A 19,277-nucleotide genomic window follows, 5' to 3' on the forward strand; every position below is an offset into this window, starting at 1 on the left:
AGATGTGTATAAGAGACAGACTCGGCGCGGAGCGCGTCATCGCGCTCGGCCGCCACACCGCGCGCACCGACATCGCCCGTCGCTTCGGCGCGACCGACGTGGTCGCCGAACGCGGCGAGGCCGCCCTCGCCGCCGTCCGCGAACTGACCCGGGGCGAGGGCGCGCACAGCGTCATCGAGGCCGTCGGCACCGAGCAGTCGATGCGCACCGCCCTCGGCATCGTCCGCGACGGCGGCGCCATCGGCTACGTGGGCGTCCCGCACGGCAGCGCCACCGGCGTCGACCTCGGCGTGATGTTCGGCCGGAACATCGCCCTGCGCGGCGGGGTCGCCCCCGTACGCGCGTACATACCGGAACTGCTCCCCGACGTGCTGGACGGCACGATCGATCCGTCGCCCGTCTTCGACCGGTCCATCGGCCTGGACGAGGTGCCCGTCGGCTACAAGGAGATGGACGAGCGGACCGCGCTGAAGGTGCTCATCACGCCGTGACCGCGCGGGCCACGGGCCGCGGGGCCGGGGAGATCGATCTCCCCGGCCCCGCGACTGCTCCGGTGTCGTGCCACCGGGTGTCCTGCTACCAGCGCACCGCGTCCAGGGCGTCGACGACTCCGGATCCGTAGAAGCCGTTGTAGTTCTTGCCGCCCTCGCAGACCGCGTCGATGACGCCGTCGCCGTTGATGTCGTACGGCTCACCGCACGCCTTCGCGTCCGCCTGGAGCGTCAGCAGCGCCTTCACCGCGGCCGGCGAGGCGTAGAGGTGCTTGGACTTGATCAGCGCCACGACGCCCGCGACGTGGGGGGACGCCATCGACGTACCGGCCTTGTAGCCGAACTTGCCGCCCGGCAGCGTCGAGAGGATCAGCCCGTTGACCGCCGGCGGCTCGGGGGTCTGGTAAACCGTCGAGTCACCGCCCGGGGCCGCCACGTCGATGATGCCCTTGCCGTAGTTCGAGTACGAGGACTTCAGGCCCTTCGCACCCGTCGCGGAGACCGTCACGACGCCCGGCAGCATGGTCGGGATGTCGGGGCACGCGCTCGGGTCGATGGTCCGCGTGACCGTCTCGGTGTCGTTCGGGCTGGTCTTGTCCTCGATCGCGTCGAGCGCCAGGTCGTGGCGGGAGTTCCCGGCCGCCGCGACGTTGACCGTGCCCTTGCGCTCCGCGTACTTCACGGCGCGGGTGAGGGCGTCGACCAGCGCGCCCTGGTCCGGGTCGTTCTTGCAGTTGAACAGCCACGGGTCGGTGTAGTAGCTGTTGTTGGTCACCTCGACGCCGTGCTCGGCGGCCCAGAGGAACCCGCAGACGACGGCCTCGGTGTAGAAGAACCCGTCCGGGTTCGACACCTTGATGCCCGACACCTTCACGCCCGGGGCGACGCCGGTGACACCGGCGCCGTTCTTCGCGGCGGCGATGGTGCCCGCCACATGCGTCCCGTGGTCGCTCTCGCCCGCCGCCGGACGCCAGGAGCCGGCGGTGGTGTCCGGAGCGCCCGAGACGCAGTTGGCCGAGGCGCGGCTGTCGAAGTTCGGGGCCAGGTCCGGGTGGGTGTCGTCGACGCCCGTGTCGATGACGGCGACGGTCACCCGCTTCGATCCCAGCGACTTCTCGTGCGCCTGGTCCGCCTTGATCGCGGGCAGCGACCACTGGAGGGGCTCCAGCGGGTCCTGGCCGGCCTTCGCGTCCGCGGCGGCGGCCGCCGCCTGCTCGGCGGTGAGCGGCTGCGCTATCGCTCCGACGTCCTTGGTGGCCTGCGGGACGATCGGGTTCGTGCGGGTCGCGCCCGCCGACTCCACGCCGCGCACCCGGCGAATCGTTTCGCCGAAGGCGGGGTTCTGCGAGTGGACGACGATGACGCCGATCTGCTCATAGGCGATGACGACCGTGCCGCCCGCCTTGGCGATCGCTTTCTTGACGTTCTTGACGGTGCCGTGGTTGCCCCGGGTGTTGACCACGTAGGACAGCTTCGGCCCGTTGGTCCGGACGCTCGCGGCGGCCTGCTCGCCGGTGGGCGCCGCCGTGGCCGTCGCCGTCGGCAGGAAGCCGAGCGAGGCGGTCAGCGCGAGTCCGACGGGCACTGCGAGTGCGCGCGTCCGTCTCGATGCCAGATGAGCCATGGGTTCTCCACATCATCCGTGCCGAACGACCGGACACCTGGCGTGTTCGGTCGCGTACATGACGAGTGAAGCTATCGCTGATCATCCCGGTGTATCAACGCTTACGGGCAAGTGAGTTCGAAGAGTGACCTTCGCGGCCGAATGCGAACGAGTGGCGAACGAGTGACGGGCAACCGGCCACACCGCGACACCTCCGAGAAGGCGAAAGACGCGGTGAACCGCTTCGTCACGCCCTCCGTGCCGTTGACCAGGAGGCACATCACCGTCCCCCGGTAACGAGGCTTCCCTTGACACCCACCGTCCCCCAGATCACCGCACCCGCGTCGCGAGGAGATTCCGTGGCTACCGATGCACCGCCGCCCGAGGGCGGTTCGCCCACCGGCCCCGTCCAGCCCACCACCGAGGCGTTCGTCGCGATGCAGGCGAGCCCGGACTTCGCCGACCTGCGCCGCTCCCACCGCTCGTTCGCCTTCCCCCTGACCATCGCCTTCGTGACCTGGTACCTGCTCTACGTCCTGCTCTGCAACTACGCGGGCGGATTCATGGCCACCGAGGTCGTCGGCAACATCAACATGGCGCTCGTCCTCGGACTCGCCCAGTTCGCCACCACCTTCCTCATCGCCTGGCTCTACTCCCGGCACGCCGCCACCAAGCTCGACCCCAAGGCCGACGTGATCAAGTCCCGTATGGAGGCCGACCTGTGAGCGCCGCCCACGCCCTTTATCCCGCCGTCCAGCTCGCCGCCACCGAGGGCGCGAGCGAGCACCGGCCGCTGATCATCACGCTGTTCGCCGCCTTCGTCGTGGCGACCCTCTTCATCACCGTGTGGGCGGGTCGCCAGACCAAGAGCGCCTCCGACTTCTACGCGGGCGGCCGCCAGTTCACCGGATTCCAGAACGGACTCGCGGTCTCCGGCGACTACATGTCCGCCGCCTCCTTCCTCGGCATCGCCGGAGCCATCGCACTCTTCGGTTACGACGGCTTCCTGTACTCCATCGGCTTCCTCGTCGCCTGGCTCGTCGCCCTGCTCCTGGTCGCCGAACCGCTGCGCAACTCCGGCCGATACACCATGGGCGACGTCCTCGCCTACCGGATGCGCCAGCGCCCCGTCCGTACCGCCGCGGGTACGTCCACGATCGTCGTCTCGATCTTCTACCTGCTGGCCCAGATGGCCGGCGCGGGCGTCCTCGTCTCGCTGCTGCTCGGCATCACCAGCGACGCCGGGAAGGTCCTCATCGTCGCCCTGGTCGGCGTGCTCATGATCCTCTACGTCACCATCGGCGGCATGAAGGGCACCACCTGGGTGCAGATGGTCAAGGCCGTCCTGCTCATCGCGGGCACCCTGCTCATCACCTTCCTGATCCTGCTGAAGTTCAACTTCAACATCTCCGACCTGCTCGGCACCGCCGCCAGCAACAGCGGCAAGGGCGCGGCGTTCCTGGAGCCCGGCCTGAAGTACGGCGTCGACAGCGTCTCGAAGCTGGACTTCATCTCGCTCGGCATCGCCCTGGTCCTCGGCACCGCGGGTCTGCCGCACATCCTGATCCGCTTCTACACCGTGCCCACCGCCAAGGCCGCCCGTAAGTCCGTGAACTGGGCGATCGGCATCATCGGCGCCTTCTACCTGATGACGATCGTGCTCGGCTTCGGCGCCGCGGCGATCCTCAAGCCCGGCGACATCATCGCCTCCAACAAGGCGGGCAACACCGCGGCGCCACTCGCCGCACTGGAGATCGGCGGCGGCTCCGGATCCACCGGCGGCGCCATCCTCCTCGCGGTGATCTCCGCCGTCGCCTTCGCCACCATCCTCGCCGTCGTCGCCGGACTCACCCTCGCCTCCTCCTCGTCCTTCGCGCACGACATCTACGCCAACGTCATCCGCAGGGGGAAGGCCACCGAGAAGGAAGAGGTCCGCGCCGCACGCTGGGCCACCGTCGCGATCGGCATCGTCTCCATCGGCCTCGGCGCACTCGCCCGCGACCTGAACGTCGCCGGTCTCGTCGCCCTGGCCTTCGCGGTCGCCGCCTCCGCCAACCTGCCGACGATCCTCTACAGCCTCTTCTGGAAGCGCTTCACCACGCAGGGGGCCCTCTGGTCCATCTACGGAGGCCTCGCCTCCTCCGTCCTGCTGGTGCTGATCTCGCCGGTCGTCTCCTCCAAGCCGAGCTCGATGTTCCCGGACGTCGACTTCGCCTGGTTTCCGCTGGAGAACCCCGGCCTGATCTCGATCCCGCTCGGCTTCCTCCTCGGCTGGGTCGGCTCGCTGCTCTCCAAGGAGAAGCCCGACACGGACAAGTACGCCGAACTGGAGGTCAAGTCCCTCACCGGCGTCGGAGCCCACTGAGCACACCGGGAGACCCCTCGGCTCATCACCGGCGGACCCGTCGGCGCATCATCCACCGCCGGCGGCCGGGCCGCTTCGTAGAGTCCTACGAAGCGGCCCGGCCGCGCCTCGTGGCAAACGGGCCACCCCGATGTCAGCGGTCTCACGTAGGCTCGGTAGTACCGGAATCCTGGGGGCCGGCGTCTCGGACGAGGCGACGACCCACCAGGGCGACGGCCCGACAAGAGCGACCGCGACCACCGCGGACACCCCGGGGGAGGGACCCACCGTGCTCATCGACACCTACGACCGGGTCGCCACCGACCTGCGCGTGTCACTCACCGACAAGTGCAACCTGCGCTGCACCTACTGCATGCCCGAAGAGGGCCTCCAGTGGCTCGGCAAGAGCGAGCTGCTCTCCGACGACGAGATCGTGCGCCTGATCCGTATCGCCGTCACCTCGCTCGGCATCACCGAGGTCCGCTTCACCGGCGGCGAGCCCCTGCTGCGCCCCGGCCTCGTCTCCATCGTCGAGCAGTGCGCCGCGCTCACCCCGCGCCCCCGCATGTCGCTCACGACCAACGGCATCGGACTCAAGCGGACCGCCACCGCCCTCAAGGCCGCGGGGCTCGACCGGGTCAACGTCTCGCTGGACACCCTGCGCCCCGACGTCTTCAAGACCCTCACCCGCCGCGACCGCCACAAGGACGTACTGGACGGCCTGGAGGCCGCCCGCGAGGCCGGGCTCACCCCCGTGAAGGTCAACTCCGTCCTGATGCCGGGACTCAACGACGACGAGGCCCCCGAGCTGCTCGCCTGGGCCGTCGCCCACGACTACGAGCTCCGCTTCATCGAGCAGATGCCGCTCGACGCCCAGCACGGCTGGAAGCGCGACGGCATGATCACCGCCGGGGACATCCTCGCCTCGCTGCGTACCCGCTTCACCCTCACCGCCGAGAGCGACGAGTCCCGCGGCTCCGCCCCCGCCGAGCGCTGGACCGTCGACGGCGGCCCGCACCGCGTCGGCGTGATCGCCTCCGTCACCCGCCCGTTCTGCCGCGCCTGCGACCGCACCCGGCTCACCGCCGACGGCCAGGTCCGCACCTGCCTCTTCGCCCGTGAGGAGACGGACCTGCGCGGGGCGCTGCGCTCCGACGCGCCGGACGAGGAGATCGCCCAGCTCTGGAAGACGGCCATGTGGGGCAAGAAGGCGGGCTCCGGACTGGACGACCCGTCCTTCCTGCAGCCCGACCGCCCGATGTCGGCGATCGGCGGCTGAGGCCCGAATGGCCGAGGCGCAGGGCTCCGAGGATCACGACCCCAGAGGCTCAGGCCTCGGTCTCCTTCCCGTCCCCGGCCCCCCAGTCCTTCAGGGCCACGACATCCTTGAGGAAACCCCGTACACCGAGGAACGACGACAGGTGCTCCCGGTGCTCGTCGCAGGCCAGCCAGGTCTTGCGCCGCTCGGGCGTGTGCAGTTTGGGGTTGTTCCAGGCGAGCACCCACAGGGCGGCGGCCCGGCAGCCCTTGGCGGAACAGAGCGGGGCACCGGTGGGACTCTCGGCGGACGTCTCGGGAAAGATCACGTGACCCAGCCTAAGTCAGGTGCTCCACGGGCCTTCTGACGCATCCCCGGCCGGAAAAAGGCGACGCCGAGCAGCCACGGGGGGAGCTGCCCGGCGTCGGTCCGTCGCTCCGACGGGGGATGCGGAGCGCTTTGGCAGTATGTCACGGGGACCGGGGTGCGGTGCACCGGAACGTCATGATTGATCTGAGCTTTTCCCGAGCTTTGCGGGACGTGCGGGCTCAGGTGTGCTCATGCGGCGGCCGGACGCTGTCGGACGCCCCCTCGGAGCCCCCGGACTCCGCCCGACCGGGCGCCGGGGCGGCTTCCACAGCGGGCCGCAACGGCATCTGCACGAACGTCGTCGGGAGCGAAGTCACGTTCTCCCGGCCCGCGTTGGCGATGACCACCGCCACATACGGCAGCAGCACGCCCAGCACGAGCGCCACGATCGCCACATGCCGCTCCACGTTCCACAGCACCGCGGCCAGCACCACCGACACCGTGCGCACCGACATCGAGATCACATAGCGTCGCTGTCGGCCGCGGACATCGTCCGTCAGCCCCTGACGGGCGCCCGTGATCCGGATGACCTCCGTACCCGCGCTCTTCCGCAGCATGCTCCACCACCAGATCTCGTCGCCGGACGCTCCCGGACCGGGCCGCATCCACGGTACGCCCGGCCCCGGCCGGGCGGGCGACCGGGGCCCGCTGTACGAGGGGGGCGCGGTGGCCCGGGGGTCACCCGGACGGCCCAACCCGGCATGCGCCGCCCGGACAGCGGGCCGACTGTGGACAGACGCGCACTCCGCGCCGCACGAGGAGGCGAAATGAGCTGGTTGTGGGCAATCATCGTGGGACTGGTGCTCGGTGTCATCGCCAGAGCGATCCTGCCGGGCAAGCAGGACATCCCGCTCTGGCTGACGGCCGTGTTCGGCATCCTCGGCAGCATCCTCGGCAACGCCGTGGCCGGCTGGATCGGTGTCGAGGACACCAAGGGCATCGACTGGATCCGTCATCTGCTGCAACTGGCGGGCGCCGTGGCGGTCGTCGCCGTCGGCGACATGGCCTGGCAGGCCTTCCGCGGCAGCCGTAAACAGCGAACCTGACCCAGCGGGGTCACACAGTGCCGCGGCCGGACACACGATGAACGTGTGTCCGGCCGCTGCATTGTGACGCGAGGGAGGGTCAGCCCGCCGGGCTGACCTCCACGGCCGCCAGGTTCTTCTTGCCCCGGCGCAGCACCAGCCAGCGCCCGTGCAGCAGCTCCCCGGCGGACGGGGCGACTTCGCCGTCGACGACCTTCACGTTGTTCACGTAGGCGCCACCCTCCTTGACCGTGCGGCGCGCCCCCGACTTGCTGGGCGCCAGGCCGACCTCCACCAGCAGGTCCACCAGCGGACCCAGCTCGGCGACGGTGGCGTGCGGCACCTCGGACAGGGCCGCGCTCAGCGTCGCCTCGTCCAGCTCGGCCAGATCGCCCTGCCCGAACAGCGCCTTGGACGCCGCGATGACCGCGGCGCACTGCGCACCGCCGTGCACCAGCGTGGTCAGCTCCTCGGCCAGCGCGCGCTGCGCGGAACGCGCCTGCGGCCGCTCCTCGGTCAGCTTCTCCAGCTCCTCCAGCTCTTCACGGCTCTTGAAGCTGAGGATGCGCAGGTAGCGCGAGACGTCCCGGTCGTCCACGTTCAGCCAGAACTGGTAGAACGCGTACGGCGTCGTCATCTCCGGGTCGAGCCAGACGGCGCCGCTCTCGGACTTGCCGAACTTCGTCCCGTCCGCCTTCGTCATCAGCGGCGTCGCCAGCGCGTGCACGACCGCGCCCGGCTCAAGCCGGTGGATCAGGTCGATGCCCGCGGTGAGGTTGCCCCACTGGTCGCTGCCGCCCTGCTGGAGGGTGCAGCCGTGCCGGCGGTACAGCTCCAGGAAGTCCATGCCCTGGAGCAGCTGGTAGCTGAACTCGGTGTAGCTGATGCCCTCCTGCGACTCCAGCCGCCGGGCGACCGAGTCCTTGGTGAGCATCTTGTTGACCCGGAAGTGCTTGCCGATGTCCCGCAGGAACTCGATCGCGGACATGCCCGCGGTCCAGTCCAGGTTGTTGACCATCGTCGCCGCGTTCGGGCCCTCGAAGGTGAGGAAGGGCTCGATCTGCCCACGCAGCCGCTGCACCCAGGCGGCGATGGTCTCCGGGTCGTTCAGCGTCCGCTCGGCGGTGGGCCGCGGGTCACCGATCTGCCCCGTGGCGCCGCCGACCAGAGCGAGCGGCTTCAGGCCCGCCTGCTGGAGCCGCCGCATGGTGAGCACCTGCACCAGATGCCCCACGTGCAGGCTCGCGGCGGTCGGGTCGAAGCCGCAATAGAAGGTGACGGGACCGTCCGCGAGAGCCTTGCGCAATGCGTCCTCGTCAGTGGACTGGGCGAACAGCCCGCGCCACTTCAGCTCGTCGACGATGTCCGTCACGGTTCCGGTGCTCCTAACGAAGGTAGAAATCTAGGTGTCAGTCTAGGCGGGTCACACCCCCGGGCTGACCGAGCTCATGTTGAAGTCCGGGACGCGCAGCGCGGGCATCGCGGCCCGGGTGAACCAGTCGCCCCACTCGCGCGGCAGCGTCCTCTCCGTACGCCCGGCCTCCGAGGCCCGGGACAGCAGGTCCACCGGCGACTCGTTGAACCGGAAGTTGTTCACCCCGCCGACCACCTCGCCGTCCTCGACCAGATAGACGCCGTCCCGGGTCAGCCCCGTCAGCAGCAGCGTCGCCGGGTCCACCTCGCGGATGTACCAGAGGCAGGTCAGCAGCAGCGCCCGCCCGGTCGTCGCGGCGACCATCTCCTCCAGCGACCGCTCGCCGCCGCCCTCCAGCACCAGATTGTCGACGCCCGGGGCCACCGGAAGCCCGGTCAGGTCCGCCGTGTGCCGGGTCGTCGTCAGCCGCTCCAGCCTCCCTTCCCGGACCCAGTCCGTCGGGACCAGCGGCAGCCCGTTGTCGAAGACGGAACCGCTGTCGCCGGAGGAGTGGGCGATCACGAACGGCGCCGACTCCAGACCCGGCGCGTGCGGGTCGCTGCGCAGGGTCAGCGGAAGCGGGGAGAGCGTCTCGCCCAGTCGCGTACCACCGCCCGGCGTGGAGAACACCGTCCGGCCCTCCACGGCGTCCCGCGCGGCCGACGACCAGAGCTGGTAGATCAGCAGATCCGCGACCGCGGCCGGCGGCAGCAGCGTCTCGTACCGGCCGGCGGGCAGCTCGACGCGCCGCTCCGCCCAGCGCAGCCGCTGCGCCAGCTCGGCGTCCATCGCCGCCGGGTCGACGTCCTTGAAGTCCCGGGTCGCCCGGCCCGCCCACGCGGAGCGCGTACGGTCCGGCGACTTCGCGTTCAGCTCCAGCGTCCCGTTCGGCTGGTCGTGGCGCAGCCGCAGCCCCGTCGACGTTCCCAGGTAGGTGGAGGTCAGCTCGTGGTTCGCGAAGCCGTACAGCTCGCGGCCCCCGGCCCGGGCGCGCGCGAAGGCGTCGCCGAGCGCCGGGGCGAAGCCGCCGAAGACCTCCGAGCCGGTCTCGGCGGGCGCGTCCGTGAAGTCGGGGGAGGAGGGCGCCCCGCCCACCAGCGGCTGCGCGTCCTCCGCCGGACCCGCGCCCCGCGCGGCGGCCTCGGCGGCCCGCACCAGCGGCTCCAGGTCGTCCGTGGTCACCGCGGACCGGGAGACGACGCCGGACGCCGTTCCCTGCGCCCCGTCCACGGTCGCGATGACGGTCAGGGTCCGCCCCCGGGTCACCCCGTTCGTGGTGAGCGCGTTGCCCGCCCAGCGCAGATTCGCGGACGACTGCTCGTCGGCGATGACCACCAGGCCGTCCGTGGTGGACAGCTCCAGAGCCCGCTCGACGATCTCGTGGGGCTTGCTGACGCGGCTCATCGTCCGGCCTCCTGCGTCGTGTTGAGGATGTTGACGCCCCGGAAGAGGGCGGAGGGGCAGCCGTGCGAGACCGCCGCGACCTGGCCCGGCTGGGCCTTGCCGCAGTTGAACGCGCCGCCGAGCACATACGTCTGGGGGCCGCCGACCTTCTCCATCGAGCCCCAGAAGTCCGTGGTCGTCGCCTGGTACGCCACATCGCGCAGCTGCCCGGCCAGCCGGCCGTTCTCGATGCGGAAGAACCGCTGCCCGGTGAACTGGAAGTTGTAGCGCTGCATGTCGATCGACCAGGAGCGGTCGCCGACCACATAGATCCCGCGCTCCACCCCGCCGATCAGATCCTCGGTCGACAGCCCGCCCGGGTCCGGCTTCAGGGACACGTTCGCCATGCGCTGTACGGGGACATGGCCCGGCGAGTCCGCGTACGCGCAGCCGTTGGAGCGGCCGAGACCCGTCAGCTTCGCGATACGGCGGTCCAGCTGGTAGCCGACGAGCGTGCCGTCCTTCACCAGGTCCCACGACTGCGCCTCGACGCCCTCGTCGTCGTACCCGATCGTCGCGAGCCCGTGCTCCGCCGTGCGGTCACCGGTCACGTTCATCACGGGGGAGCCGTACGCCAGCTTGCCCAGCTGGTCGAAGGTGGCGAACGAGGTCCCGGCGTACGCCGCCTCGTACCCCAGCGCCCGGTCCAGCTCGGTGGCGTGGCCGATCGACTCGTGGATCGTCAGCCACAGGTTCGACGGGTCGACGACCAGGTCGTACGCCCCCGCCTCGACGCTCGGCGCGCGCATCTTCTCCGCGAGCAGCCCGGGGATCCGCTCCAGCTCGTCGTTCCAGTCCCAGCCGGTCCCGGTCAGGTACTCCCAGCCCCGGCCCGCCGGCGGCGCGATGGTTCGCATCGAGTCGAACTCACCGCTCGTGCTGTCCACCGCGACGGCGGTGAACTGCGGATGGATCCGCACCCGCTGCTGCGTGGTGACCGTGCCCGCCGTGTCCGCGTAGAACTTGTTCTCGTGCACGGCCATCAGGGACGCGTCCACGTGCGCGACGCCCTCCGCGCCCAGCAGCCGCCCGCTCCACTCGGCGAGCAGCGCCGCCTTCTCCTCGTCCGGTACGGAGAAGGGGTCGACGTCGTACGCCGAGACCCAGGTCCGTTCGCCGTGCACCGGCTCGTCCGCCAGCTCCACCTGCTCGTCGGAGCCGGCCGCCGCGATCACCTTCGCCGACAGCTTCGCCATCGCGACGGCCTGTGAGGCCACCTTCGCGGCGGCGTCCATCGTCAGGTCGACGCCCGAGGCGAACCCCCACGCGCCGCCGTGCACCACGCGCACCGCGTACCCGAGGTCCGTGCTGTCCGACGCCCCGGCCGGCCGGGCGTCCCGCAGCCGCCAGGAGGCGCTGCGCACCCGCTCCAACCGGAAGTCGGCGTGGGTCGCGCCGAGGGCCCGCGCTCTGGCGAGCGCCGCGTCGGCCAGCGCGCGCGAGGGCAGGGCCAGGAATGACTGATCTACCTCGTGGGGCACAGGGAGTTCCCTTCTCGATACACCACGGCAGTGAACCACGCCGGAGGGCGACCGCACCGGGGGATAGCGAGGACGCGTGGGCCGACCACGTACCAGCGCGGACTGTAGGAACCCGACAGCACCCCGGACAAGCCACTGTCAGGGCCCGATTCCTCGATCGGCGCACGGTACCGATAGGTTTTCGACGTACCAGACCGCCAAGGAAAGGGTGATCCGATGAGCCGCTCGGTTCTCGTCACCGGAGGAAACCGGGGCATCGGCCTCGCCATCGCCCGCGCCTTCGCCGACAACGGCGACCAGGTCGCGATCACCTACCGTTCCGGAGAGCCGCCCCAGGTGCTCACCGAAGCCGGTGTCCTCGCGGTCCGCTGCGACATCACGGACGTCGAGCAGGTGGAGCAGGCCTACAAGGAGATCGAGGAGAAGCACGGTCCCGTGGAGGTGCTGGTCGCCAACGCCGGCATCACCAAGGACCAGTTGCTGATGCGGATGTCGGAGGAGGACTTCACCTCCGTCCTCGACACCAACCTCACGGGGACCTTCCGGGTCGTCAAGCGCGCCAATCGCGGCATGCTACGCGCGAAGAAGGGCCGTGTCGTCCTGATCTCCTCCGTCGTGGGCCTCCTCGGCTCGGCCGGCCAGGCCAACTACGCCGCCTCCAAGGCAGGGCTCATCGGCTTCGCCCGGTCGCTGGCCCGTGAACTCGGTTCGCGGAACATCACCTTCAACGTCGTCGCCCCCGGTTTTGTCGACACCGACATGACCCAGGTGCTCACCGAGGAGCAGCGCAAGGGCATCGTGTCCCAGGTGCCGCTCGGCCGCTACGCGCGGCCCGAGGAGATCGCCGCCGCGGTGCGCTTCCTCGCCTCCGACGACGCGTCGTACATCACTGGAGCCGTCATTCCCGTTGACGGCGGATTGGGCATGGGTCACTGATCACCATGAGCGGAATTCTCGACGGCAAGCGCATCCTGATCACCGGGGTGCTGATGGAGTCGTCCATCGCGTTCCACGCCGCGAAGGTGGCCCAGGAGCAGGGGGCCGAGGTCATCCTGACGGCCTTCCCCCGCCCCACCCTGACCGAGCGCATCGCCAGGAAGCTGCCGAAGCCGGCCAAGGTCATCGAGCTGGACGTGACCAACCAGGAGCACCTGGACCGGCTGGCCGGCCTCGTGCGCGAGGAGCTCGGCTCCCTGGACGGCGTCGTGCACTCCATCGGCTTCGCGCCGCAGGACGCGCTCGGCGGCAACTTCCTCAACACGCCGTTCGAGTCCGTCGCCACGGCGATGCACGTCTCGGCATTCTCCCTGAAGTCGCTGGCCATGGCCTGCAAGCCGCTGATGAGCGAGGGCGGCTCGATCGTCGGCCTCACCTTCGACGCCCAGTACGCCTGGCCGCAGTACGACTGGATGGGCCCGGCCAAGGCCGCGCTGGAAGCCACCTCCCGCTACCTCGCCCGTGACCTGGGCAAGGACGGTCTGCGCTGCAACCTGATCTCCGCCGGACCGCTCCGCTCCATGGCCGCCAAGTCCATCCCGGGCTTCGCGGACCTGGCCGACGTCTGGAACGACCGCGCCCCGCTCGCCTGGGACATGACCGACCCGGAGCCGGCCGGCCGCGGCATCGTCGCCCTGCTCTCCGACTTCTTCCCGAGGACCACGGGCGAGATCATCCACGTCGACAGCGGCGTGCACATGATCGGCGCCTGACCGCGCACCACCGACCGCGCACCAACCTCTGCGAGACGGCCCCCGGCCGCGTACCCCCGGTTCGCCGGATGCGGTACGCGGCCGGGGGCCGTTCACGGTCCGTGGCCTTCCGGTACCGCTCCGGTCGAAAAGTCGGCCGATCCACCGCAGAATGAGGAGGAACCGGACTTCTTGTCAGGCTGCGGGAGGGAGACCGCCGTGCGTCCCACGCCCCGCCGAACCCGTCTCCTCGTGGCCGCCCCGGTGGTGGTCGCCGCCTTCGCCGTACCCCTGGGAGTCCACGCCGCCAGGGGAGCCGGCTCCGGTACGGAAGCGGAGCCCCCGAGGCCAGAACCGGCCGGCTCGGAGTGCCGTACGTCCGTCGAGGGCTCCCGGGTCGTCGCCTACTGCCACAACCCCTATCCCTCCACCGACCTGGTCCGGCTGCACACCGAATGCGACCGCTGGTGGGACGTCGACGCGGACGGCACGGCGGTCGCGGTGGAGCCCGGCCGGACCGTACGTCTGGAGGACCGCTGCTGGAAGGAGATCGCCACGGCCTGGGTCAGCCACCGCCCGGCCCCCGTCTGAGCGGTGCCCGCGTCGTACGGGGCCCGGAGCGTCGCTACACCCGGTCCGTCAGGCAGGTCAGCGCGTGGCTCGCCGCCTCGGCCGCCGCCGTGTCCGCGTCCCCGGCCCGGATCGCCTCGACCAGCCGGCCGTGGTCCATATGGTTCTCCGGCCGCAGCTCGGGACCCACGTCGCCGCGCAGGTAGTCGCGCAGCAGATCCCCGAGGTCGGCGTAGAGCTCGGTCAGGACGTCGTTGTGCGAGGCCGCGACCACCGCCAGGTGCAGCGTCGCGTCCGCCGCCACGAACGCCTCCGCGTCCCCCGACGCCCAGGCCTCCTCGCGGCGCGCCATCAACGTGTCCAGCTGCCGCAGATCCCGCTCGGTGCGCCGGGCCGCCGCCAGCCTGGCCGCCGACGACTCCAGCGTCGAGCGCAGCTCCGCGATATGACGTGGATCGGCGGCCGCGAACCTGCGGTGCATCACCCCGGCCAGCTCACTCGTGGCGATCACATAGGTGCCGGAGCCCTGCCGGATGTCCAGCAGCCCGTTGTGCGCGAGGGCCCGCACGGCCTCACGGACGGTGTTACGGGCCACACCCAGCTGCTCGACCAGCTCGGGCTCGGTCGGAATCCGCGAGCCGACCGGCCATTCGCCCGAGGTGATCTGATTCCTCAGCTGGGCGATCACCTGGTCGGCGAGTGCCGAACGCCGCGGAGACGTCAACGCCATGGTGCTCCTTGCTCGTGGGCCGGCCCGGGGAGGGCCGGCCGAAGAGAGTGTCGGGCCGGATTCTCCCAGGAGACCGCGGGGGTCAGGGGAGGAGACGGAGTGGACAATTAATCATCCCATGATTCTATGATGGCCCTATGCCGGACGACGAGACGCAGACCCCGACCCTGAACCGCGACGCCGCCGCGCGCACCTCCCAGGACCTCCGCGCCCAGCGGCTCCCCGGTGCGGGCCAGCCCCCCGCACCCTGGCTGCTGCGCCTCATCGCCGTGGGACTCGTCCTGGCCGCACTGAACCTCCGCCCCGCCATCACCAGCCTCGGCGCCCTCCTCGAAGAGGTCCGCGAGGGGCTGCACATGAGCGGGAGCGTGGCGGGCGTCCTCACCTCCGTACCGCCGCTCTGCTTCGCGGTCTTCGGAATCATGGCGCCGCGCCTGGCCCGCCGCTTCGGCGCGGGTGCCGTGGTCTGCGCGGGTATGGCCGCCATCGCGGCGGGCCTGGTGATCCGCCCGTACATCGGTTCCACCGCCGGGTTCCTGGCCGCCAGCGCCCTGGCGCTGATGGGCATCGCCGTCAGCAACATCCTGATGCCGGTGATCGTCAAGCGCTGGTTCCCCGACCGCGTCGGCACCATGACCGGCCTCTACTCCATGGCCCTGGCCCTCGGCACCGCCCTGGCCGCCGCCGTCACCGTTCCCGTCACCGGGGCGCTGGGCGGCGACTGGCAGGCGGGCCTGGTCGTCTGGGCCGTGCCGGCCGCCCTCGCGGTGCTGCCCTGGATCGTCCTCGTGCGCGACCGCACCCCGGCCCCCGGCCAGCCGGCTCCTGGCCCGGCCGCTTCGGGTCCATCCGCCCCGGGTCCATCCGCCCCGGGGCGACCCGCCTCGGGTCAGGCCGTCGCGGAAGCACCCGCCCTCCGGATCACCCGCAGCCGCACCGCGTGGGGCCTCGCCTGCTTCTTCGGGCTCCAGGCGACCGCCGCGTACATCACCATGGGCTGGATGCCGCAGATCTTCCGCGATGCCGGGGTCTCCGCCGGCACGGCCGGGCTCCTGCTCGCGGTCACCATGGCGATGGGCGTCCCGCTCGCCTTCGTCATCCCCCGGGTCGCCTCCCGGCTCAAGCAGCAGGGCCCCATCGTCGTCGTCCTCGGCCTGTGCGGCCTGATCGGCTACGGCGGGCTCTACCTCGCCCCCGCCGCCGGGGCCTGGGCCTGGGCCCTGCTCCTCGGGGTGGCCAACTGCGCCTTCCCGCTCGCCCTCACCATGATCGGCATGCGGGCCCGGTCGGGCGCGGGCGTGGTCCGTCTCTCCGCCTTCGCCCAGTCCACCGGCTACCTGCTCTCGATCCCCGGTCCGCTGCTCGTCGGCGTGCTCTACCAGCACAGCGGCGGCTGGGGGCTGCCGATCGCGCTGATGGCGGGCCTCATGATTCCCCAGATGGTGGCCGGGATCCTCGCGGGCCGGGACCGGACGATCGAGGACGAATGCTGAGATGCGACACTGACCTCATGCCAGTGCTCGATCCGAATCCCCAGAACGGCCAGAAGAAGCTTCTCCTCGTGTTCGGGGCGATGCTCCTCATCACCGTCGTCATCGGTGTGATCGCCACGATCGCCTCGCCCTGACGCCCGAGGGCCCTGAAAGCCCCGAGGGGTGGGGCCAGCACCCCCTTCCCCTAGGGGGTCAGGGTCAGGGTGAAGTGGGTGGGTCACCGGATGGGGCAGGCCGCCTCCGGTCCGTAGGTTCTTGGGTAACGACCCGATGACTTGACGGAGGCGGACATGCCGACACCGACGCACACGAGGTCCCACCGACCGGCCGCGGACGGTGTCGAGATCCGACTGCCCTGGTGGGCTGTGGCCCTTCCCGCCGTGGCGTTCGCCGCTCTGCTGCTGATGATCCTCAGTCCCGGACAGGCCCAGGCCGCCACCACCGGCGACCCAGCGCTCGGACAGCTGATCGAGCGGACCCTCCAGCTGCTGTTCCGCTGAGGCGAGGCAGCCCCGAGTCGGCGCGCCAACTCCTCGGACGAGCACGTCAACACCCTGCGCCAGAGGCCGCCTTTCATGCGAAGCTGAGGTGTATGAGCGTCGAGACACCTCGCAGGATCGTCCTTCTCCGGCATGCCAAGGCGGAATGGTCACAGGCTTCCGATCATGAGCGCCCGCTGGCCGAGCGCGGCCGCAAGGACGCGCCCGTGGCCGGCCGCAGGCTCGCCGATTCCGGCATCGATTTCGATCTGGCCCTCTGCTCCAGTGCCGCGAGGACGCGGGAGACCTGGAAGCTGGCGGTCCATGAATTCTCCCGTCGACCCCGGACCGTCTACGAGGAGAGGCTGTACGAGGCCTCCCTCGGCGAACTGATCGCCCTGTTCAACGAGACCTCGGACGAGGTGCGCAACCTCCTGGTCATCGGTCACAACCCCGGGATGCACGGGGCCGCCGACGCCCTCTCGGGATCGGCGGAGGGCGACACCCTGGCCCGCATGACCCGGGACGGCTTCCCCACCGCCGCCTACGCCGTGGTGGAGTTCCCCGGCTCCTGGAAGAGCGTGGAGCACGGGGCGGGCAAGCTCACCGAGTACTGGACGCCGAACGACTGAGCCTCGTACCGGACGCCGAACGGCTGAATGCCCGGTACCGCCGCACACATGAACGCGCAGGGCCTCGGCACAGATCCCGTGCCGGGGCCCTTCCGTATGCGGACCGCGTACCGACCGCGTACGACCGAGTGTGGCCCTGTACGACTGTTCTGCGACCCCGGAACCGGCGGCCCGGGGGCCGTCAGTCGACGAGACCGTCCGCCGCCTCGACCTCTTCGCGGGTGATGCCGAGCAGATAGAGCACGGTGTCCAGGAACGGCACGTTCACCGCGGTGTGCGCCGCCTCGCGGACCATCGGCTTCGCGTTGAACGCGACGCCGAGCCCGGCGGTGTTCAGCATGTCGAGATCGTTCGCCCCGTCCCCGATCGCCACCGTCTGGGCCAGCGGCACCCCCGCCTGCTCGGCGAAACTCCGCAGCAGCCGGGCCTTGCCCGCCCGGTCCACCACCTCGCCGACGACCCGGCCGGTGAACTTGCCGTCCACCACTTCCAGGGTGTTGGCGGAGGCGAAGTCGAGGCCGAGCCGTTCCTTCAGGTCGTCCGTGACCTGGGTGAAGCCGCCGGAGACGACGCCGACCTGGTAGCCGAGCCGCTTCAGCGTACGGATCAGGGTGCGGGCGCCGGGGGTGAGCCGTACCTCGGTGCGGACCTTGTCCACCACCGAGGCGTCCAGGCCGGCCAGCAGGGCGACCCGCGCGTGCAGCGACTGTTCGAAGTCCAGCTCGCCGCGCATCGCCTGCTCGGTCACCTCGGCGACCTGTTTCTCGCAGCCCGCGTGTGCGGCGAAGAGCTCGATCACCTCGTCCTGGATCAGCGTGGAGTCGACGTCCATGACCACCAGTCGCTGGGCCCGGCGGCTCAGCCCGGCCGAGACCACCGCGACGTCCACGCCGATCTCGGCGGCCTCGGTCGCCAGCGCGGTCCGCAGTTTCGCGGTTCCGGTCCCCGAGACCGCGAACTCGACGGCGGTGACCGGGTACTTCGCCAGCCGGAAGATACGGTCGATGTTCCCGCCGGTCGAGGTGATGGTGGCCGCTATGGCGGCGGTCGACTCCGCGGTCAGGGGGTGCCCCAGCACCGTCACATGGGAACGGCCGTCACCGCGGGGGCGGTTGTCGCCGATGCCGGAGATGATCTCGGCCTGCAGCGTCAGGGAGTCGGCCCAGCTGTGCACGGTCGCCCGCAGATCGCCCTCGGTGGTCCCGCCCGCGGTGGGCGAGGTGACCAGAGCGCACAGCACGATGCGGCCCCGGGTGACGACCTGCTCGATGTCCACGACGTCGACCGCGTACGCGGCGAGGGTGTCGAAGAGCCCGGCGGTGATGCCGGGACGGTCCTTGCCGAAGATCTTGACGAGAAGCGTGGGTGCGTCGCCGCCCGGAGGGATTCCGTCGCCGGGACCGCCGACCCGACGGGGCTCAGGGGGCTCAGAAGACGAGGTGGGCTGAGGTGGCTGAGATGCGCTCATGGTGTTCCCACCGTATCGGTCCCACCGCCCCCTCCGGCCGCCCGTCCCGAGTGCCGGACGGAATCGCCCCGGTACCGGTCCGCGCCGCCGGGCGGCGGTTCAGGCCGGGGTGCAGGGGCGTCGCGGATCTGGCCGGTACGGGTCTTGCGCTCGGGCGCGCCAGGTGACTCGTATCCACCGTTATGCAGGCAATGAATGTTCTCCGGGCGGTAACCAGGCCTTCATCAGGACTTCATCCATTTCGTGCCCGTTTCACCCCCCGGGTAGCGAGCGTTCGCGCAGGTCTCCGCGCGCTCTTCACCCGCCCGACTTTCGGATCGGGGACTGGTCCTGGAATAGTTCCCCACGATGTTCAGCATCCCTAGACTCCCTGCGACGGGGGTAACACGGGGGACAACTAGTGGGGCGCGGAGTGCCGGAACTCGTACTGGAATTGAATGGCAACACCTGGACGCTCGATCCGTCCAGGTCGTACACCCTTGGGCGTGATCCGCAGGGCGACCTGGCGATCGACGATGCCAGGGTGTCGTGGCGGCATGCCACGATCAGCTGGAGCGGCCGTAGTTGGTTCATCGAGGACCACGGCAGCACCAACGGCACTTATCTGCAGGGTCAGCGGATCCAGCAGGTGGAAATCGGCCCCGGATCGGTGCTGCACCTGGGCAACGCCACCGATGGGCCCCGGGTGAGCCTCGGCCCCGCCGCGGGCGCCGGTGTCGCCGGCGGGCACGCGGCCGGCGCCCAGCAGACACCCGTGCAGCAGCCCCATCAGCAGCCCCAGGGGGGCGG

Annotated in this window: 21 protein-coding genes; 13 read left to right on the top strand and 8 right to left on the bottom strand. The window is 70.6% G+C overall.

All coding sequences use genetic code 11. The features are described 5' to 3' along the window. Window positions 1-491, top strand: a 491-nt coding sequence (locus CR470_RS23775; protein ID WP_143663864.1) for a zinc-binding dehydrogenase, incomplete at its 5' end; no start/stop codon positions are given. An 85-nt stretch (window positions 492-576) separates the two neighbouring features. Here CR470_RS23775 and CR470_RS23780 read toward each other — a convergent pair. Continuing rightward, complete coding sequence (locus tag CR470_RS23780; protein ID WP_097869580.1) at window positions 577-2,115, bottom strand: S8 family peptidase; 1,539 nt, start codon at window positions 2,113-2,115, stop codon at window positions 577-579. Window positions 2,116-2,453: 338 nt separating this feature from the next. On the opposite strand from CR470_RS23780, the gene CR470_RS23785 reads away from it, so the two are divergent. The 3 genes from CR470_RS23785 (at window position 2,454) to moaA (ending at window position 5,717) form a co-directional block, all read left to right on the top strand. Beyond that, window positions 2,454-2,819 carry a DUF485 domain-containing protein gene (locus CR470_RS23785; RefSeq protein WP_097869581.1) on the top strand — a complete coding sequence of 122 codons (366 nt, stop codon included), beginning with the start codon at window positions 2,454-2,456 and terminating at the stop codon, window positions 2,817-2,819. Then, window positions 2,816-4,459: a solute symporter family protein gene (locus CR470_RS23790; protein ID WP_097869582.1), complete on the top strand. Its 1,644-nt coding sequence runs from the start codon at window positions 2,816-2,818 to the stop codon at window positions 4,457-4,459. The genes CR470_RS23785 and CR470_RS23790 overlap by 4 nt, the downstream gene beginning before the upstream one ends. A 268-nt stretch (window positions 4,460-4,727) precedes the next feature. Next, window positions 4,728-5,717 (top strand): GTP 3',8-cyclase MoaA, encoded by a 990-nt coding sequence (moaA, locus tag CR470_RS23795; protein WP_218923779.1) that lies wholly within the window; start codon window positions 4,728-4,730, stop codon window positions 5,715-5,717. A gap of 49 nt (window positions 5,718-5,766) precedes the next feature. Here moaA and CR470_RS23800 read toward each other — a convergent pair whose 3' ends face one another. Together CR470_RS23800 and CR470_RS23805 are read right to left on the bottom strand one after the other, a co-directional pair. Continuing rightward, window positions 5,767-6,024 carry a hypothetical protein gene (locus CR470_RS23800; protein WP_097869584.1) on the bottom strand — a complete coding sequence of 86 codons (258 nt, stop codon included), beginning with the start codon at window positions 6,022-6,024 and terminating at the stop codon, window positions 5,767-5,769. 220 nt (window positions 6,025-6,244) lie between these two features. Next, window positions 6,245-6,622 carry a DUF3099 domain-containing protein gene (locus CR470_RS23805; protein WP_097869597.1) on the bottom strand — a complete coding sequence of 126 codons (378 nt, stop codon included), beginning with the start codon at window positions 6,620-6,622 and terminating at the stop codon, window positions 6,245-6,247. 210 nt (window positions 6,623-6,832) lie between these two features. Between CR470_RS23805 and CR470_RS23810 the strand changes: the two genes are divergently transcribed. Then, window positions 6,833-7,111, top strand: coding sequence for a GlsB/YeaQ/YmgE family stress response membrane protein (locus tag CR470_RS23810; RefSeq protein WP_097869585.1), 279 nt, complete (start codon window positions 6,833-6,835; stop codon window positions 7,109-7,111). Window positions 7,112-7,190: 79 nt separating this feature from the next. Here the strand turns inward: CR470_RS23810 and tyrS are convergent, their stop codons facing one another. Genes tyrS through CR470_RS23825 form a run of 3 tightly spaced genes read right to left on the bottom strand, consistent with a single transcriptional unit; the run spans window position 7,191 to window position 11,428 of the window. Beyond that, the gene (gene tyrS / locus CR470_RS23815; RefSeq protein ID WP_097869586.1) at window positions 7,191-8,462 is read right to left on the bottom strand and encodes a tyrosine--tRNA ligase; all 1,272 of its coding nucleotides are present in this window, start codon (window positions 8,460-8,462) and stop codon (window positions 7,191-7,193) included. Window positions 8,463-8,513: 51 nt separating this feature from the next. Continuing rightward, window positions 8,514-9,908 carry a metallopeptidase TldD-related protein gene (locus tag CR470_RS23820; protein WP_097869587.1) on the bottom strand — a complete coding sequence of 465 codons (1,395 nt, stop codon included), beginning with the start codon at window positions 9,906-9,908 and terminating at the stop codon, window positions 8,514-8,516. After that, the gene (locus tag CR470_RS23825) at window positions 9,905-11,428 is read right to left on the bottom strand and encodes a TldD/PmbA family protein (protein WP_097869588.1); all 1,524 of its coding nucleotides are present in this window, start codon (window positions 11,426-11,428) and stop codon (window positions 9,905-9,907) included. The genes CR470_RS23820 and CR470_RS23825 overlap by 4 nt, the downstream gene beginning before the upstream one ends. A 216-nt stretch (window positions 11,429-11,644) precedes the next feature. On the opposite strand from CR470_RS23825, the gene fabG reads away from it, so the two are divergent. The 3 genes from fabG (at window position 11,645) to CR470_RS23840 (ending at window position 13,707) form a co-directional block, all read left to right on the top strand. Continuing rightward, window positions 11,645-12,364 (top strand): 3-oxoacyl-[acyl-carrier-protein] reductase, encoded by a 720-nt coding sequence (gene fabG / locus CR470_RS23830; RefSeq protein WP_097869589.1) that lies wholly within the window; start codon window positions 11,645-11,647, stop codon window positions 12,362-12,364. Window positions 12,365-12,369: 5 nt separating this feature from the next. Continuing rightward, complete coding sequence (fabI, locus tag CR470_RS23835) at window positions 12,370-13,137, top strand: enoyl-ACP reductase FabI (protein WP_097869590.1); 768 nt, start codon at window positions 12,370-12,372, stop codon at window positions 13,135-13,137. Between the two features lie 198 nt (window positions 13,138-13,335). Beyond that, window positions 13,336-13,707 (top strand): hypothetical protein, encoded by a 372-nt coding sequence (locus CR470_RS23840; RefSeq protein ID WP_097869591.1) that lies wholly within the window; start codon window positions 13,336-13,338, stop codon window positions 13,705-13,707. A gap of 34 nt (window positions 13,708-13,741) precedes the next feature. Here the strand turns inward: CR470_RS23840 and CR470_RS23845 are convergent, their stop codons facing one another. Beyond that, window positions 13,742-14,416, bottom strand: coding sequence for a FadR/GntR family transcriptional regulator (locus CR470_RS23845; RefSeq protein ID WP_097869592.1), 675 nt, complete (start codon window positions 14,414-14,416; stop codon window positions 13,742-13,744). A 137-nt stretch (window positions 14,417-14,553) separates the two neighbouring features. Here CR470_RS23845 and CR470_RS23850 point away from each other — a divergent pair, with 137 nt between their 5' ends. The 4 genes from CR470_RS23850 to CR470_RS23865 all read left to right on the top strand — a co-directional run bounded on the left by CR470_RS23850 (window position 14,554) and on the right by CR470_RS23865 (window position 17,020). Beyond that, window positions 14,554-15,909, top strand: coding sequence for a CynX/NimT family MFS transporter (locus CR470_RS23850; protein WP_097869593.1), 1,356 nt, complete (start codon window positions 14,554-14,556; stop codon window positions 15,907-15,909). 17 nt (window positions 15,910-15,926) lie between these two features. Further along, the gene (locus CR470_RS40715) at window positions 15,927-16,043 is read left to right on the top strand and encodes an SGM_5486 family transporter-associated protein (RefSeq protein WP_007446146.1); all 117 of its coding nucleotides are present in this window, start codon (window positions 15,927-15,929) and stop codon (window positions 16,041-16,043) included. Window positions 16,044-16,199: 156 nt separating this feature from the next. Then, window positions 16,200-16,409: a hypothetical protein gene (locus CR470_RS23860; RefSeq protein WP_097869594.1), complete on the top strand. Its 210-nt coding sequence runs from the start codon at window positions 16,200-16,202 to the stop codon at window positions 16,407-16,409. Window positions 16,410-16,501: 92 nt separating this feature from the next. Next, window positions 16,502-17,020 carry a SixA phosphatase family protein gene (locus CR470_RS23865; RefSeq protein ID WP_097869595.1) on the top strand — a complete coding sequence of 173 codons (519 nt, stop codon included), beginning with the start codon at window positions 16,502-16,504 and terminating at the stop codon, window positions 17,018-17,020. A 181-nt stretch (window positions 17,021-17,201) separates the two neighbouring features. On the opposite strand, the gene serB is transcribed toward CR470_RS23865, so the two are convergent. Beyond that, window positions 17,202-18,488 (bottom strand): phosphoserine phosphatase SerB, encoded by a 1,287-nt coding sequence (serB, locus tag CR470_RS23870; RefSeq protein ID WP_097869596.1) that lies wholly within the window; start codon window positions 18,486-18,488, stop codon window positions 17,202-17,204. Window positions 18,489-18,888: 400 nt separating this feature from the next. On the opposite strand from serB, the gene CR470_RS23875 reads away from it, so the two are divergent. After that, window positions 18,889-19,277, top strand: a 389-nt coding sequence (locus CR470_RS23875; RefSeq protein ID WP_143663865.1) for an FHA domain-containing protein, incomplete at its 3' end; no start/stop codon positions are given.

The sequence above is a fragment of the Streptomyces sp. rh34 genome (assembly GCF_002551245.1).
GTDB lineage: Bacteria > Actinomycetota > Actinomycetes > Streptomycetales > Streptomycetaceae > Streptomyces.

Bases quoted from the DNA above. Each gene is read 5' to 3' on its own strand.
- CR470_RS23780 (WP_097869580.1), bottom strand. From the start codon at position 2,115: ATGGCTCATCTGGCATCGAGACGGACGCGCGCACTCGCAGTGCCCGTC.
- CR470_RS23805 (WP_097869597.1), bottom strand. From the start codon at position 6,622: ATGCTGCGGAAGAGCGCGGGTACGGAGGTCATCCGGATCACGGGCGCC.
- CR470_RS23810 (WP_097869585.1), top strand. From the start codon at position 6,833: ATGAGCTGGTTGTGGGCAATCATCGTGGGACTGGTGCTCGGTGTCATC.
- CR470_RS23820 (WP_097869587.1), bottom strand. From the start codon at position 9,908: ATGAGCCGCGTCAGCAAGCCCCACGAGATCGTCGAGCGGGCTCTGGAG.
- fabG (WP_097869589.1), top strand. From the start codon at position 11,645: ATGAGCCGCTCGGTTCTCGTCACCGGAGGAAACCGGGGCATCGGCCTC.
- fabI (WP_097869590.1), top strand. From the start codon at position 12,370: ATGAGCGGAATTCTCGACGGCAAGCGCATCCTGATCACCGGGGTGCTG.
- CR470_RS23845 (WP_097869592.1), bottom strand. From the start codon at position 14,416: ATGGCGTTGACGTCTCCGCGGCGTTCGGCACTCGCCGACCAGGTGATC.
- CR470_RS23850 (WP_097869593.1), top strand. From the start codon at position 14,554: ATGCCGGACGACGAGACGCAGACCCCGACCCTGAACCGCGACGCCGCC.
- CR470_RS40715 (WP_007446146.1), top strand. From the start codon at position 15,927: ATGCCAGTGCTCGATCCGAATCCCCAGAACGGCCAGAAGAAGCTTCTC.
- CR470_RS23860 (WP_097869594.1), top strand. From the start codon at position 16,200: ATGCCGACACCGACGCACACGAGGTCCCACCGACCGGCCGCGGACGGT.
- CR470_RS23865 (WP_097869595.1), top strand. From the start codon at position 16,502: ATGAGCGTCGAGACACCTCGCAGGATCGTCCTTCTCCGGCATGCCAAG.
- serB (WP_097869596.1), bottom strand. From the start codon at position 18,488: ATGAGCGCATCTCAGCCACCTCAGCCCACCTCGTCTTCTGAGCCCCCT.